Source organism: Paenibacillus mendelii (assembly GCF_024498075.1).
Classification (GTDB): domain Bacteria; phylum Bacillota; class Bacilli; order Paenibacillales; family Paenibacillaceae; genus Paenibacillus_Z; species Paenibacillus_Z mendelii.
The window spans coordinates 941,764-958,288 of record NZ_JANHOF010000001.1 but is presented as its reverse complement, the minus strand read 5'-3'; the positions used below and the strand labels follow the sequence as shown (position 1 = coordinate 958,288).

Sequence of the window (16,525 nt, the reverse complement as noted above, 5' to 3'; positions counted from 1 at the left end):
AAGGAGGGGCGGCAATGACGATTTCCAGTACATTGGAATCATGCATAGTTATCCAAACATCTCAAGACAAGCTAACAGCCTATTTACAGTTTAACGTCGCGGACGAACAATTTTCGTGCACGTTGAACGAGTTAGAAGCATTCGTCAGGAGTAATGGGGTGCACTTTGGGATCGATACAGACGTATTGGCCAGAATCGCGATGCAGCCAAAATTGTTCTTTTACAGTCAAACGGTTATCGCTCAAGGAGATCCCGCTGTGAACGGTCAAGATGGACAGATCCGATTCGCGTACAATATGAATGAAGAGAACCGCCGCCCAACAGAGCTTGAGGATGGCAAAGTCGATTTTAAAGAAATCTCGCAATTGAAAAACGTCAAACGAGGACAGCTCATAGCCGAGAAAATCCCCGCGACGGAAAGCAAGCCGGGCAAGCTGGTGACTGGCGATATCGCCCCCGGGAAAAACGGCAAGGAAGCCTACTTCAAGCAGGGCAAGAATGTCGTGATGAATCCGGAAAAAACGGCTCTATATGCCGCCATTGACGGGCTCATTACGATGACGGATAAGAGCAAGATCAATGTATTTCCGATCTATGAGGTTAACGGCGACGTGGATTATAATATCGGCAATATCGATTTCGTAGGAACAGTCGTTATACGCGGCAATGTGCTGACGGGGTTCCGAATCAAAGCTTCCGGCGATATTCGGGTCATCGGCGGTGTAGAAGGAGCGGAGCTGGAGGCAGAAGGCTCTGTCGAAGTCACCGGAGGCATTCTCGCCAGCAATAAAGGCTATGTCCGGGCAGGCAAGAATGTGAAGAGCTCCTTTATTCAAGACGGCAATGTTTCGGCTGCAGAAGATGTTCTCGTCTCGCAGAGCATCATGCATTCGCATGTTCGTGCAGGCGGGAAAGTGATTTGCATCGGAGCCAAGGGCTTGATCGTTGGGGGCTCCATTCAAGCCGGCGAGGGCGTCTCGGCCCGCACGATCGGGAACACGATGTCAACGGCTACATCTATTGAGGTTGGCGTCCGTCCGGAGTTAAGAGCAGAGCTGCAGGAGCTTAGACAGCAGCTGAAGACAACAATGGGAAATCTGGACAAGACCGAGAAGGCGCTTGTCTTGTTAGACCAGCTTGCCGCAGCAGGGCAGCTTTCATCGGATAAGATGGCATTGCGAATTAAACTTACCGCTACGAAGCGTCAAGCTGTGGATGAAATAGCCGCGTCCAAGGAGAGAATGCTGGAGATTGAGAAATCGCTCGAAAACACGGATTCCGCTAAGGTAGATGCCGTCAGTTTGATTTACGGAGGGACCAAGATCGTAATCGGACGCTACACTCGTTTTGTGAAGGACCCTACCCAGCGTGTATCATTCCGGTTCTCGGAAGGCGATATCGTGATGCTGCCCTACTACTAAATAAGCATGAATCTGATCACAAGCCCGGCGTATCTGTCCGAGCAGTGAGGGGGAATAGCGGATGCCTTACCGGTCAATCGATTTGCAGGTATCGGTTCAGCGTTCACCTGAAACCAGCACGCTGCATAATCAGCTGCTGCAAAAAACCATGATCGAGCAAACGAAGTTGGAAAACGAGGCCGCCAAGCAAACGGAGCTGCAGCGTACACAGAACGCAGCGGTAGAGGAAAGCAGCCACCTGGATATTCACGAGCATCAGCAGCGTGAAGGCGGTTCCTACAATCCGAATAAGCGCAATAAGAAGGGGAAGCGCGGCGACGAATCTCAAGAGGCCTCCTCGCAACCCGCCGTACATCCCTATAAAGGACAGCATATTGACATTTCGTTATAAGATTGTAGGTGACAGTTAAAATGGATCCATGGCTTTACATCGTGTTACTGGGTGCGGTAGTGATCGTATTTGGTTTCATACAGCCTAGAAAGCATGCGCCAGCGGAAGGTAACTTGGCCGTGCGTAATATGGAGACAGCGTTAGAAACGTTCATGGAGAACATGGAAGCAGACAATCGCGATATGGTAAATCTAGTAGCCAAGGTGCAGCAAGAGCACAAATCGCAAGCTATGCTTCGCGAGGAGCGTATCGATCAATTGGAGAAACGCTGTGCCGAGCTTGAACAATCGTTATTAGAATCGAATAAGCAGACACCGGCAGCACGGTCTGATTCATTCAGCAGCCCAGAGCCGCTTCCGATTATTGCAGAAGCGCCAGAAGCGGTGCTGGAGGTACAGAGCGATATCTCCGTTCAGGATACACCGCCGACCATTCGCGCCCGTTACTCGGAGCTGTTCGAGCTCTATGATAACGGCAAATCGGTGGAGGCAATTGCGAAAAAACTGAATTTGAATAAGGGAGAAGTTCAGCTTATTCTTCAGTTGTCCAAGCAGGAGGAAACAAACACACGATGAATAAACGGCCATTTTTATTGGGACTCGGCACGGGTCTCATTGTGGGCGCCATGCTCCTCCAGTTGATGATTGTCGGCCAGCAGCAGAAGGACAGGCTTGTGAACCGAGGACAAGACGAGCAAACCGAGGCGGATGCGCCTTCCTATAGCCAGGCAGAGCTGGATCAACGAATCGCGGAGGAACGCGAGCGCATTACAAAAGAGCTGCAGGAGGCCCAGAAGAAGCAGGAGCCTGCCGGCGGGAAGCCGGCGGAGGAAGTTCCGGCTGCGAGCAAACCCGCAGCTGGCCAAGCAGACCCCGAAGCAAATAAGAAGGCTGCAGCTGGAAACGGTACTGGCGCAGCGATCGATCAAGCTGTGAAGAAGACCGAGCCGGCAGCTAAGCGCATTATCGTTCGCATTGAACCCGGGTCCAGTGTTACGGAAATAGCGGACCTGCTTGCGGACAAAGGTATTATCAGTGATAAAAAAACATTTACGAGCCTGATGCGAAGCACCAAAATACGCGCGGGTTATTTTCCATTTGAAGGAAAAAAGACCGTTAAAGAGGTTAAGGCGATCATCACGAGCAAACCGCTTTCGCCCGAGGAAGCAAAGAAAGAAATTTCGCTCGGACAAGGCTGAGTGCGGGCAGGACAGAAACTTGTCGATACGCCCGCCGGTTGCTGTTGCGTGCTGGAATTAGTTATGGTATAGTAATTGACGGTGTTAAAATCACACGCCGATTAATTTCGACAAGGGTGCTTCGGCCCGGCCGGAGTTTTGCCGAAAAATGAGATTGGCGGAGGAAAACACAAAAAACCATTTACTAGGAGGTGTTGTGAGGATGGCGGTTATTTCCATGAAACAGCTTCTTGAAGCTGGGGTACACTTCGGTCACCAGACTCGTCGTTGGAATCCGAAGATGGATCGTTATATCTTCACTGAACGGAACGGCATTTACATTATCGACCTGCAAAAAACAGTTAAGAAAGTCGAAGAGGCTTACAACTTCGTTCGCTCTGTAGCGGAAGAAGGCGGTACGATTCTTTTCGTCGGCACGAAAAAACAAGCGCAAGATTCGGTGAAAGAAGAAGCTGAACGTTGCGGAAACTTCTACATCAACCAACGTTGGCTCGGCGGCACGCTGACTAACTTCCAAACGATCCAAAAGCGTATCGATCGTCTGAAGCTTCTTGAGAAGTGGGAAGAAGACGGTACATTCAACGTACTTCCGAAGAAAGAAGTCATCATTCTCCGCAAAGAGAAAGATCGTCTTGAGAAATTCCTCGGCGGCATTAAAGGCATGAAAGGTTTGCCTAGCGCGCTGTTCATCATCGACCCGCGCAAAGAGCGCATTGCTGTTGCAGAAGCTCGCAAACTGGGTATTCCTATCGTCGGTATCGTAGATACTAACTGTGATCCAGACGAAATTGACTACGTCATTCCAGGCAATGACGACGCTATTCGTGCAGTTAAGTTGTTGACTGCTAAGATGGCCGACGCTATTGTCGAAGCGAACCAAGGCGAGCAAACGACTGCGTAAGTCGTTAATGTATAGTCAGCAAGAAAGGGTGGTCTGAAGGTGTATAACCTCTCACCGCCCTTTTTTCGAATGTAAACATACGATGAACTCAGGAGGTCTCTATATTATGGCGGTTAATGCGAGTGCAGTTAAAGAATTGCGTGAAAAAACGGGTGCAGGTATGCTGGATTGCAAAAAAGCGCTCGAAGAAGCAAACGGTGATCTGACTAAAGCGGGTGAATTGCTTCGTGAGAAAGGCCTTGCGGCAGCAGCTAACAAAGCAGGCCGTATCGCAACTGAAGGCGTAGTAGAATCGTACATTCATGCTGGCGGCCGTATCGGCGTTCTCGTAGAGATTAACTGCGAAACCGACTTCGTTGCCAAAACCGATCAATTCCGTGATTTTGCCCGTGACATTGCGATGCAAATCGCTGCAGCTAATCCGAAATTCGTTCGTCGTGAAGAAGTATCCCAAGACGAGCTGGATAAAGAGCGCGAGATCCTGAAGGCTCAAGCGTTGAACGAAGGCAAACCGGCTAACATCGTAGAGAAGATGGTTGAAGGCCGTCTTGGCAAATACTACGAAGAGTTCTGCCTGCTCGAGCAGTCTTTCATTAAAGATCCAGACAAGACCGTTTCGATGCTGTTGAACGAAAAAGTCAGCGCAATCGGCGAAAACATTTCGATCCGTCGCTTCGTACGTTATGAGCTGGGCGAAGGCTTGGAGAAAAAAGAAGACAACTTCGTCGCTGAAGTTATGTCTCAAGCAAAACTGTAATCCGAACACGCTAGGCGGGGCGGGGCTTCCGCCCCGCCTTTTATGTTATTATACCTATAGATGATAGAAAAAATGGATAAGGCCTCATAAGAGGTTACAGATGGAGGGAAACCACGTTGCAAAATCCCGTATACAAACGGATCGTACTCAAAGTAAGCGGAGAATCGCTATCAGGCAATAACGGATACGGAATTGATGCTACGATGATTTCATCGATTGCAGAGCAAGTAAAGGAAGTTGTAGAGCTGAATGTTGAAGTTGCCATTGTCTGTGGCGGAGGCAACATCTGGCGTGGTATTGCCGGGACGGCAAAAGGGATTGACCGCGCGACTGCCGACTATATGGGGATGCTGGCTACGGTCATGAACTCACTGGCACTGCAGGACGCGCTGGAGCAAATTGATGTTCCGACACGCGTGCAAACATCTATCGCTATGCAGCAAATTGCGGAGCCTTACATACGGCGCCGCGCGATCCGTCACCTTGAAAAGGGACGCGTCGTCATATTCGCCGCCGGGACGGGCAATCCGTTCTTCTCCACGGACACGACCGCTGCACTGCGGGCCGCTGAGATTGAAGCTGAAGTCATTCTGATGGCGAAGAATAAAGTGGACGGGGTATATTCCGCGGATCCATTCAAGGATTCCACGGCCGAGAAGTTCGAGACCCTAACCTATTTAGATGTACTCAACCGTAATTTGGGCGTCATGGATTCAACTGCATCGTCCCTTTGCATGGATAATAATATACCGTTAGTCGTGTTCTCGATTACGGAGCAAGGAAATATTAAACGTGTCGTTCTAGGTGACAAAATCGGAACCATTGTGAAAGGGAGTGTCGACTAGTGCCTCAATCCATTAAAAAAGATGCTGAAGAACGTATGGATAAAGCAATTGGCGCATTGAAACGCGATTTGACTTCGCTGCGCGCAGGTCGTGCAACACCAGCGCTGCTTGACCGTGTTCAGGTGGAATACTACGGAGCGATGACACCGGTTAATCAATTGGCGAACATTAATACGCCGGATTCCCGAACGCTGATGATCCAGCCTTGGGATAAATCGTCGCTTGCTTCCATCGAGAAGGCGATTATGAAATCCGATCTGGGATTAACGCCTTCCAATGACGGCAGCATGATCCGTCTCTCGATTCCTGCATTGACCGAAGAGCGTCGTGCCGAATTGGTCAAGCTGACCCGCAAATTGGGCGAGGAATCGAAAGTCGCGATCCGCAATATTCGCCGCGACGCCAACGACGACATCAAGAAGCTAGAGAAATCGGATATTTCCGAGGATGAATCAAGACGCTACCAGGATGACATTCAGAAGACGACTGATAAATTTATCGCGGAAGTCGATAAAGTTTTGGCTGCCAAAGAGAAGGAAATCATGGAAGTATAATGCGTGCTCACCGCCCCTCCGACAGGTGGGGTTTGTTGCATAAATCGACATTTACGGTGGGAGGGCAGGCGTATGTTTAAGCGACTGAAAGCGAAATTCGGTAAAGCAACGGCGGCGTCGCCTTTGGCGCTGGACACCGATAATATACCGAAGCATATTGCCATTATTATGGACGGCAACGGACGATGGGCGAAGAACCGCGGATTGCCGCGGATCGCTGGCCACCATACAGGAATGAAGGCGGTGAAGCGGATCACGATGGCCGCTGACCGCCTTGGGGTCAAATATTTGACGCTGTATGCGTTCTCGACCGAGAATTGGAAACGCCCTAAAGCGGAAGTGGAATTCTTGATGAAGCTGCCTCAAGAGTTCCTTTCCATCGAGTTGAATGAATTGGTTGAGAAGAATGTGCAGGTCCGCATGATGGGCCATAAAGAAGATCTCCCTTCTTACACGCTCGAGGCGGTGGAAGAAGCCATTAGGCAAACGGCGAATAACACCGGGCTTGTACTTAACTTTGCTCTGAATTACGGCAGCCGCAAAGAAATGATTGAAGCTGTGAAGCTAATCGCGGAATCGGTTCGGGACGGAGAGATGGACCCGGATCAGATCGGGGAACAAGAGTTTGCGGAAAAGCTGCTCAGCTGCGGACTGCCGGATCCTGACCTGCTCATCCGAACGAGCGGTGAGCTGCGGCTAAGTAATTTCATGCTGTGGCAGCTTGCCTATAGCGAGATGTGGTTTACGGATGTCTATTGGCCTGAATTTACGGAAGACCATTTTCATGAAGCCGTAAGGGAATACCAGAGGCGGGCACGACGCTATGGCGGATTGTAGCTTGCCACCGGCTTCATCTGGAGCGTGTTAGGTACATTGAAACAACGTATCGTAACCGGAGTTATTGGCGGTACAGTCTTTATACTGCTAACGGTTCTTGGAACATGGTATTATTATGGACTTCTGTTGGCACTATCCTTTATCGGGTACTCCGAGTATGTTCGCATGAACGGGGTAAAGCGCACGCATCCAGCAGCGCTGCTCGGGTATGCGGGGATGCTTGTGCTTATCGTACCTTGGCAGGAGCTCGGGATGAGTTCGCCTTCGGCCTTACATATGCTGTGGCTGCTGATGTTTCTTCTGCTGGCGGTTACGGTTGTTACAAAGAATGAGATGACCATCGACGGTGCGGCCTTGCTGCTTCTAGGGGTGCTGTATGTCGGTTTTGGATTCAATGCGATGTTCGAAGTCCGCAATGCGGACTCGCATGGTCTGATAACGAGCTTGATGGCTTTTGGAGCGATATGGGCTTCGGACATCGGCGCTTATTTCACGGGACGGGCAATCGGTAAGCACAAGCTGTGGCCATCGATCAGTCCGAACAAGACGATAGAAGGCTCGCTTGGCGGTATCCTGCTGTCGCTGCTCGTTGCGGTCGCCTTCGCACTGGCGGTTCCGGATGTGATCGGAATCGGAAGAGCGCTGTTGATCGGACTAATAGCGGCCGTTGCCGGACAGTTCGGCGATCTGATCCAATCCGCTTATAAGCGTGTGAGGGGCATCAAGGATACAGGGACGCTTCTTCCGGGGCATGGCGGCGTATTGGATCGATGCGACAGCTGGCTGGTCGTATTCCCGCTGCTGCTCATGACCGGGCTGCTGCCGCTGAATTAGAGGGATAGGAGAAACGGGCATGACGAAAAAACTGACGATACTCGGTTCTACGGGCTCAATCGGAACACAAACGCTTGACGTTGTTGCTAACGAGCCGGATCGTTACGAGATACAAGGACTCGCCGCCGGCAATAATGCGGCTCTGTTGATTGAACAGGCAAATCGCTTTCGGCCGCGATCCGTTTGTTTATCGACCAAGGCGTTAGCTGAGGAAGCTGCCCCTCATTTGCCTGCAGGAACGCAGGTGCTTTACGGGGAAGAAGGGCTTGTTCAGATTGCAGCCGATAACGACGCAGATACTGTCGTGACGGCTATAGTCGGAAGCAGAGGTCTGAAAGCGACGCTTGCGGCTATAGAAGCGGGCAAACATATTGGTCTTGCGAATAAGGAGACGCTCGTTACAGCCGGTCATCTCGTCATGAAGCGTGCGGCTGAAAAAGGGGTTTCGATTCTTCCGATAGACAGCGAGCATTCGGCCATATTTCAATGCTTGAACGGAGAAACCCTTTCGGCTCTCAAAGGCATCACGTTAACCGCTTCGGGCGGATCGTTCCGCGACCTCTCGAGAGACCAGCTGGCTGGAGTTACGGTTGAACAAGCGCTTAGCCATCCGAACTGGTCCATGGGGGCTAAGATCACCATAGACTCGGCAACGATGGCTAACAAAGGGCTGGAAGTGATTGAAGCGCATTGGCTCTTCGGTCTTGATTATGAGGATATACATGTTCTGATACATCCCGAGAGCATCATTCACTCTTATGTGGAGTTTGTTGATCACAGCATCATTGCTCAGCTCGGACTGCCGGATATGCGGGTACCGATCCAATACGCTCTCACGTATCCGGATAGAAGGCCTTCGCCTACGCCATCGTTAAATTTAGCGAAGCAGGGAGCTCTTCATTTTCGCGAGATGGACCTTAATCGATATCCTTGTCTTCGGATGGCGTATGAGAGCGGCCGGATCGGACGTTCTGCCACAACCGTCTATAATGCGGCAAACGAAGTTGCAGTAGCACGATTTCTTGAAGGAGCGATTACGTTCCTTGATATCGAGCGGGTCATTGCAAACGTGCTTGAGCGGCATTCAGTAACCGCGGTGCCTGATGTGGCGGCGATTATGGAAATCGATGCATGGGCCAGGATCGAAGCAGCAGCTGTTTGAACGACTGGTTCTCTTGTAACGGACGGGAGAATAATGATAATCTAAGTACAGGCCGTTACGAACAGGAGGCTCTATAACGATGCATACGATACAAATCGTCTTTATGACCGTGCTGGTCTTCTTCGCGATCGTAACGATCCATGAATGGGGTCATTTTTATTTCGCGAAGCGCGCAGGCATTCTGGTTAGAGAATTCGCCATCGGATTCGGACCCAAGCTGATATCAATCAAACGTGGCGAAACGCGTTACACGCTTCGATTAATACCGGCTGGCGGATTCGTCCGGATGGCGGGGGAAGATCCCGAGCTGGTGGAAATACAGCCTGGACAGACGATAGCCGTCCGCTTGAACGACAATCGGGTAACACGTCTATACTTGGACAGACTGGATGAGCGCTCCAATGTTATTCGCGGTGAGGTTGAAACAATCGATATCGAGGACCGGCTGAAGGTCACGTTATCGGCTGACGGCGTCAGTGAGACCTATGATGTACATCCGCAGGCGCTCATGGTCGCCAAAGGAAGAGAAACGCAAATTGCACCGAAGGATCGTCAATTCGGCAGCAAAACCGTAGGGCAGCGTGCCATGGCGATCGTAGCCGGGCCGCTGATGAATTTCGTGCTTGCCTATGTCTTGTTTTTTGTCTACTTTCAATTGGCAGGCGTACCTATGGAAACGCCCGACCGGTTGTTAATCGGCAATGTATCGGAAGGCATGCCGGCTTCCAAGGCCGACATTAAAGTGGGCGATGTCATTGATTCCGTCAATGGCGTCAAGATCGGCACGGATTTTGATAAGATGATTTCGTTAATTAGCAAATCCCCGGGCAAACCGATTGAATTCAAGGTCATTCGTGACGGAACGCCAATTACGATGATGATAACACCGGAACCTGAGAAGGATACAGGGGACGGTAAATTGGGCATTTCGGCGGCATTTCCGACTCGGGCAGCTGGGTTTGGAGAGACATTCTCCCTGTCTGGCATGGCTATGAAGAACATGACAATCAGTATTTTCGAAGGATTCAAAAAGCTCATTTTCGGTGAATTCAAGCTGGATGATTTAGGAGGTCCAGTACGTACGGCACAGGTAACCAGCGAAATCGCGAAGCAAGGGATTACGCAGCTGACCTCATGGGCCGCACTGTTAAGCTTGTATCTGGGCATCTTTAATTTGCTGCCGGTACCAGCGCTTGACGGTAGCCGTCTCATATTCTTGGGCGTGGAAGCCGTGCGCGGCAGGCCGGTTGATCCGAACCGGGAGAGCATGGTGCATTTCATCGGCTTTGCGATGCTGATGCTGCTCATGCTGGCCGTCACGTATAACGATATTTTGCGATTGGTTAGAGGGGAGCAGTAGTCGTTCATGTCGAAAGATAAACAATTTGTGACCGAAATTACGCCACAGGGCGAAGACTTTTCGAAATGGTACATTGATGTAATCAAAAAAGCGGACCTCATGGATTACTCGCCGGTTCGCGGCTGTATCGTGTTCAGGCCGGAGGGCTTCGAGCTATGGGAGAACATACAGCGCGAGCTGGACCGCCGCTTCAAAGAAACGGGCCATAGAAACGCCTATTTCCCGCTGTTTATTCCTGAAAGCTTCCTTCAGAAAGAGAAGGAGCACGTTGAAGGGTTTAATCCGGAGCTGCCTTGGGTAACGGAAGCCGGCGGTGAGAAGCTCGAGGAACGGCTTGCCATTCGTCCAACCTCGGAGACGATCATCGGCCACATGTATTCGAAATGGATCCAATCGTATCGCGATCTCCCGCTCCTCATTAATCAATGGGCGAACGTTGTCCGTTGGGAGAAGCGGACGCTGCCATTCCTGCGTACAAGCGAGTTTCTGTGGCAGGAAGGCCACACCGCTCATGAGAATGAAGAGGAAGCGCGTCAAGAAACGATGCAAATGCTGAACATCTATCGCGAATTTGTTGAAGACTTCTTGGCGATTCCCGTCATAGTCGGACAGAAAACGCCATCTGAGAAATTTGCAGGCGCTGTGGATACGTACTCTATCGAAGCGATGATGAAGGATGGGCGTGCCGTGCAAGCGGGGACATCGCACTATCTGGGTACCAACTTTGCCGTTGCCTTCGATATTAAGTATCTCGACCGCGGCAATACTCTGCAATTCGCGCACACCACTTCATGGGGCGTATCCACTCGTTTGATTGGCGCGCTCATCATGGTTCATGGCGATGATCGCGGCCTTGTGCTCCCGCCGAAGATTTCTCCTACGCAAGTGGTGATGATTCCGATCGGACCGCCGAAGACGCGTGAACAGGTGATTGCCCGGGTGGATGAGCTGTATGCAGAGCTGAAGAAGGCGGGGGTTCGTGTCAAGGTAGACGATCGCGCCGATGTCAGCCCCGGCTGGAAGTTTAATGAGTACGAGATGCGCGGCGTGCCGATCCGCATGGAGCTCGGCCCTCGAGACATGGAGAATGGACAAGCTGTTCTCGTCTCCCGGATTACCGGCGAGAAGCGTGTCGTCGCCCAAAGCGATATCGTAGCTGAAATCGAAAAGATGCTGGAAGAGATCCACCGCGATATGTTTGAGCGGGCTGGCCAATTCCGCTCCGATCATTCGAATTCGGTAGAAACGCTGGACGAGATGAAATCGCTGCAGGAAGAGAAGCGCGGATTCACGCTGGCAGGCTGGTGCGGCTCTGCCGCTTGCGAGAAGCAAGTGAAAGAAGAAACAGGCGCAACCAGCCGCAATATTCCGTTCGAGCCGTTGGAGAAGAAAACCACATGTCTCGTTTGCGGCGAGAAAGCAGAGCACACCGTCGTATTTGCAAGAGCGTACTAATTAATAGAGCAGGTAGAGGCGCCGCGATGAGAATCGCGGCACCGCTTTTTCTGCCTTATCGAATGAAATCTAATTCAATAAATGCCAGGGAATCAGCAAAATTTCCCGCCATGGAACGGCGAGCCGCTGCTTCCAGAGAAGAGCAGCGGGTCTGTTGACGTCTCTATACTTACTTCGGGGGAGGAAATGATGAGCCACACCGGGGAAAAACGGCATCGCTTCGAGCTTCTGATGAAGCAGGCGGAGCTGCCGCAGCAATTGACAGACGAACATTTCAAAGATGGATATATCGAGAAGGTAATTGTTAGCCGGAACAACCGGGAGTGGACGTTTTGCATTGGCAAAACGTCTTTAATATCTTTAGCTGCATATGGAGTTTTTTGCCGTTCCGTTCAGGCGAAATTTGCGCATATAGCCTCTGTTTCATTTGTGGTCCAATATGAGGCTCAGGTGCAGACAGACGATATCTTGACTGAATATTGGCCGGCTTTCGTCGAATGGGTTCAGCAGCAGAACGCTTCGGTGAACGGATGGCTCGGGAAAGCGATGATCGAAGTTAAGGACGGGCTTATTACACTGGCCATGCTGGATGAGATGAGCTTGGAGCTGGCGCGTAAGAAACGCCTTGACGAGCTTGCTATCGGTTTCTATCAGCAGCAGTTCGAACGGGCTTGTCGCGTGAAGCTGAGCGTCATGCAATCCAACCAAGAGTTCTATGAGCAATTTGCCCAAAAACGGGATCAGGCAGAACGCGAGGTTGTAGAGCAAATGATGAACAGCGCCGCGTTAGAGGCGCCGCCGGTTGAAGAAGGCGAGGTCCGCCTTGTGGTCGGCTATGATATCCGTGAAGAGCCTGTACCGATCATGAATGTCCTGGAGGAAGAGAAGAAGGTTACCGTACAGGGGACGGTCTTCGGCCTTGATGTGAAGGAGCTGCGCAATGGCAGCACCTTGTTCACGTTCAACGTGACCGACTTTTCGGATTCGATTGCCATGAAGATGTTTGCCAAGACGAAAGACGATGTCAAGGTACTGAACCAGCTCTCTAACGGCAAATGGATCAAGGCGCGCGGCCGGGTCGAATATGACCGCTTTATGATGGAACCCGAGCTCGTGATGATGCCGTCCGATCTGCATGAGGTGGTAGCTCCGCCTGAGCCGAAGGATGATGCGGAGGAGAAGAGGGTCGAGTTCCATCTTCATACGACGATGAGCACGATGGATGCGGTGACGCCTATTGATGCTTATGTCAAGCAGGCGGCCAAATGGGGGCATAAGGCGATTGCCGTTACGGATCATGGCGGTGTTCATTGCTATCCGGATGCAGCCAAAGCGGCGAAGAAGAACGGGATCCAAATGCTATACGGCGTTGAGGCGAACGTGGTGAACGACGCGGTTCCGATGGTGTTGAACTCGCGTGAAGAACCCCTTCAGACCGCCGTATATGTGGTGTTTGATATCGAGACCACCGGTTTATCCGTCATTAACAACAAGATTATCGAGTTAGCAGGCGTAAAAATGAAGGAAGGTAAAGAAATCGACCGATTCGCCACCTTCATCGATCCGCACGAAGACATTCCCTATCATATTCAACAGCTGACGAACATCACAAATGAAATGGTGAAGGGCGCACCGGAGCTCGAACCCAAGATTCGGGAGTTTGCGGAGTTCATCGGCGATTCGATTCTAGTCGCGCACAACGCCCGTTTTGATATGGGCTTTATACAAGCGGCATACAAGGCGATCGGGATGCCGGAGCTTAATAATCCGGTACTCGATACGCTGGAGCTTGCGCGATTTATCCACCCGGCCATGAAAAACCACCGCTTGAATACGCTCGCGGACAAATATAAAGTCGGCCTGGAAAGCCATCACCGCGCCGTTGACGACTCCTTAGCGCTAGGCGGCGTATTATACGGACTTATCGGCGATGCCGCCAAACGCAACATTACCGGACTTCATATGTTAAATGATTATGTAGGACTGGATATTTCCAATACGAGGCCGTTCCACTGCTGTATTTATGCATTGAATGCGGCCGGCAAAAAAAATCTGTTCAAGCTCATTTCATTGTCGCATACCCAGCACTTCAAGCGGGTTCCTTGCATTCCTAAGAGCAAGCTGACCGAGCTGCGCGATGGTCTGCTCGTCATCTCGGGCTGTGAGAAGGGCGAGTTTTTCGAAGCGGTGCTCAACAAATCATTCGAGGAAGCTGAAGATACAGCCCGTTTCTATGATGTTCTGGAAATCCAGCCTGTAGGGTTCTATATGCATCTGGTAGACAAGGGACTCGTCGGCAGCCGTGCAGAGGTGGAGCAAGCGCTTCGCCGCGTATGCGAAATTGGTGACAAGCTCGGGAAACCGATCATCGCGACCGGCAATGTCCATTATTTGAAGCCGCGCGATAAGATGTTCAGAGATATTACGATCCATGGCATAACGGGGTTCAGCCCGCTCAAGGATCTCAAGAAGCCAGACGCACATTTCAGAACGACGAAGGAAATGCTGGCGGAATTCGCCTTTTTGGGTGAAGCGCGCGCTTATGAAGTCGTCGTGAAGAACACGAACGAGCTGGTCGACCGCTTCGAGCCTTTCGAATTGTTCCCGAGCAAGGGCGGACCTGGCGACAACGGACTCTTCACGCCGATTATCGAAGGGGCGGACGAAGAAATCCGCAACACCTGCTACGACACGGCCAAGCGCCTTTACGGCGAGCCCCTTCCGGATGTCGTAGTCCAGCGGCTCGAGAAGGAGCTCGTTCCGATTATCAAATACGGCTTCTCCGCGAACTATCTCATTTCCGAGAAGCTGGTAAAGAAATCCAATTCGGATGGATATTTGGTCGGATCGCGGGGATCCGTCGGATCTTCGGTCGTTGCCACCTTCCTGGGCATCTCGGAGGTTAACCCGCTGCCGGCCCATTACAGCTGTCTGGATGAAGCATGCAAGTATAGCGAATGGTTTCTGGACGGCAGCTATCCGTCCGGCTTTGACCTTCCGGACAAATTATGCCCGAACTGCGGCAAGCCGCTCAAGGGGGAGGGCCAGGACATCCCGTTCGAGACCTTCCTGGGCTTCAAAGGGGACAAGGTTCCGGATATCGACCTCAATTTCTCCGGGGAGTACCAAGCGGTTGCGCATAACTTTACGAAAGAAATATTCGGCCCTGAAAATGTTTTCCGAGCGGGGACAATCGGAACCGTGGCGGAGAAGACAGGCTATGGTTATGCCAAGAAATACGAAGAGGATCAAGGGAAAAAGTGGCGGGGCGCTGAGCTTTCAAGGATCGCGGGCGGCTGTACGGGCGTCAAGCGCAGCACCGGGCAGCATCCCGGAGGTATCGTTGTCGTACCGAATTACATCGAGGTTGAAGATGTGACCCCGGTGCAGTACCCGGCTGACGATGTCAATGCCGAATGGAAAACGACCCATTTTGACTACCACGCCTTCGAGGAAAATTTACTCAAGCTTGATATTCTCGGCCACGATGATCCGACGATGATGCGCATGCTGCAGGATTTGACCGGCGTCGATCCGACGACGATCCCGATGAATGATCCGAAGGTTATGAGCATGTTCAACTCAACGGATGCGCTCGGCGTGCAGCCGGAGAAAATTCGGTCTGCTGTCGCCACCTATGGCGTACCTGAGATGGGGACGAAATTCGTCCGCCAAATGCTTGAGGAGACGAAGCCTTCATCGTTCGCCGATCTCCTGCAAATTTCCGGCTTGTCTCACGGAACGGGTGTATGGCTCGGGAATGCTCAGGAATTGATCAAGAACCGCACCTGTACGATTAAGACCGTTATCGGCTGCCGGGATGACATTATGCTCTACTTGATCTATAAAACCGGCATGGACGCGGGGCTGGCGTTTAAAATTACGGAGAGCGTGCGGAAGGGCAGAGGGCTTACGCCGGAATGGATCGAGGAGATGAAGCAGTGCAAGGTACCGCAATGGTATATTGATTCCTGCCTCAAGATCGAGTATATGTTCCCGAAAGCGCATGCCGCTGCATACGTCATTTCTGCTGTACGGACCGCATTCTTCAAGCTTTATCATCCGATTGAATATTATGCAACCTACTTCTCCGTCCGTGCGGAGGATTTCGATTTGGAGCTGCTCTGCCAAGGCTATGATGCCATTCTGCGTAAACTGATCGAGATCGAAGGCAAAGGCTTCAACGCAACGCCGAAAGAGAAGAACTCGGTCTCGCTGCTTGAGATGGCGCTCGAGATGACGGCGCGCGGCTTTACATTCAAGCCGATTGATCTATACCGTTCGGAAGCCACGCGCTTCATTGTCGACGGAAGCTCATTAATTCCGCCATTTGCCGCTATTGGGGGCATTGGGGACAATGCGGCCCGGAATATTGCGGGCGCTCGCGATCATGGGGAATTCCTGTCGATCGAAGATTTTCAACAAAAATCGAAGGCGACCAAGACCGTCATCGAGGTTCTCACCTCGATGGGCTGCTTCCGCGGATTACCGGAATCGAATCAGCTTTCCTTGTTCTAACATTGGCATTTTTTATGCATAAACTAAGCGCGGCGCGAGGGTCTAGAACAAACTCATTGTTGTCACCACATCATGGTTATGGTATAATATTTCTGGCAATGCTGATGATACGACCTTTCGCAGAAGAGTGGGGAAACCCACTCTTTACGTTTTGTCCGCACCTTTTTAGGTGTGATCGGCTTTATCTGTACGCTCAGACACGAAGTCTGCTATCGCGCACGGCGTCATAAGCGCCCTGCGCGTTTCAGTAATAATTTGAAATCGGGGTTGTATTCAAGACTGACAACCGTCT

14 protein-coding genes are annotated in these 16,525 nt (G+C 51.4%); all 14 read left to right on the top strand.

The window, feature by feature from the left end:
* Nucleotides 1-14 precede the first annotated feature (14 nt).
* The 14 genes from NNL21_RS04145 to NNL21_RS04080 all read left to right on the top strand — a co-directional run bounded on the left by NNL21_RS04145 (nucleotide 15) and on the right by NNL21_RS04080 (nucleotide 16,233).
* Nucleotides 15-1,421 (top strand): flagellar assembly protein A, encoded by a 1,407-nt coding sequence (locus tag NNL21_RS04145; RefSeq protein WP_204816162.1) that lies wholly within the window; start codon nucleotides 15-17, stop codon nucleotides 1,419-1,421.
* A 61-nt stretch (nucleotides 1,422-1,482) separates the two neighbouring features.
* Complete coding sequence (locus NNL21_RS04140) at nucleotides 1,483-1,812, top strand: hypothetical protein (RefSeq protein ID WP_204816161.1); 330 nt, start codon at nucleotides 1,483-1,485, stop codon at nucleotides 1,810-1,812.
* Nucleotides 1,813-1,832: 20 nt separating this feature from the next.
* Nucleotides 1,833-2,387, top strand: coding sequence for a DUF6115 domain-containing protein (locus NNL21_RS04135; RefSeq protein WP_204816160.1), 555 nt, complete (start codon nucleotides 1,833-1,835; stop codon nucleotides 2,385-2,387).
* The gene (locus NNL21_RS04130; protein ID WP_204816159.1) at nucleotides 2,384-3,010 is read left to right on the top strand and encodes an endolytic transglycosylase MltG; all 627 of its coding nucleotides are present in this window, start codon (nucleotides 2,384-2,386) and stop codon (nucleotides 3,008-3,010) included. Before NNL21_RS04135 ends, NNL21_RS04130 begins: the two co-directional genes overlap by 4 nt.
* 202 nt (nucleotides 3,011-3,212) lie before the next feature.
* On the top strand, nucleotides 3,213-3,911 hold the full coding sequence (gene rpsB, locus NNL21_RS04125; RefSeq protein ID WP_204816158.1) for a 30S ribosomal protein S2: 699 nt from the start codon (nucleotides 3,213-3,215) through the stop codon (nucleotides 3,909-3,911).
* Between the two features lie 106 nt (nucleotides 3,912-4,017).
* Complete coding sequence (tsf, locus tag NNL21_RS04120) at nucleotides 4,018-4,668, top strand: translation elongation factor Ts (protein WP_204816157.1); 651 nt, start codon at nucleotides 4,018-4,020, stop codon at nucleotides 4,666-4,668.
* A gap of 116 nt (nucleotides 4,669-4,784) precedes the next feature.
* Entirely contained in the window at nucleotides 4,785-5,513 is a 729-nt protein-coding gene (pyrH, locus tag NNL21_RS04115; RefSeq protein ID WP_204816156.1) for a UMP kinase, read from the top strand.
* Nucleotides 5,513-6,067: a ribosome recycling factor gene (gene frr / locus NNL21_RS04110; protein WP_204816155.1), complete on the top strand. Its 555-nt coding sequence runs from the start codon at nucleotides 5,513-5,515 to the stop codon at nucleotides 6,065-6,067. Before pyrH ends, frr begins: the two co-directional genes overlap by 1 nt.
* A 72-nt stretch (nucleotides 6,068-6,139) precedes the next feature.
* Nucleotides 6,140-6,904, top strand: a complete 765-nt coding sequence (uppS, locus tag NNL21_RS04105; RefSeq protein WP_204816154.1) for an undecaprenyl pyrophosphate synthase — start codon at nucleotides 6,140-6,142, stop codon at nucleotides 6,902-6,904.
* A 36-nt stretch (nucleotides 6,905-6,940) separates the two neighbouring features.
* Nucleotides 6,941-7,738: a phosphatidate cytidylyltransferase gene (locus NNL21_RS04100; RefSeq protein WP_204816153.1), complete on the top strand. Its 798-nt coding sequence runs from the start codon at nucleotides 6,941-6,943 to the stop codon at nucleotides 7,736-7,738.
* A 19-nt stretch (nucleotides 7,739-7,757) separates the two neighbouring features.
* Nucleotides 7,758-8,900, top strand: a complete 1,143-nt coding sequence (locus tag NNL21_RS04095; protein ID WP_204816152.1) for a 1-deoxy-D-xylulose-5-phosphate reductoisomerase — start codon at nucleotides 7,758-7,760, stop codon at nucleotides 8,898-8,900.
* A gap of 79 nt (nucleotides 8,901-8,979) precedes the next feature.
* Nucleotides 8,980-10,260, top strand: coding sequence for an RIP metalloprotease RseP (gene rseP / locus NNL21_RS04090; RefSeq protein WP_204816151.1), 1,281 nt, complete (start codon nucleotides 8,980-8,982; stop codon nucleotides 10,258-10,260).
* 6 nt (nucleotides 10,261-10,266) lie between these two features.
* On the top strand, nucleotides 10,267-11,715 hold the full coding sequence (gene proS / locus NNL21_RS04085) for a proline--tRNA ligase (protein WP_204816150.1): 1,449 nt from the start codon (nucleotides 10,267-10,269) through the stop codon (nucleotides 11,713-11,715).
* A gap of 189 nt (nucleotides 11,716-11,904) precedes the next feature.
* Complete coding sequence (locus NNL21_RS04080) at nucleotides 11,905-16,233, top strand: PolC-type DNA polymerase III (protein WP_204816763.1); 4,329 nt, start codon at nucleotides 11,905-11,907, stop codon at nucleotides 16,231-16,233.
* Nucleotides 16,234-16,525 lie beyond the last annotated feature (292 nt).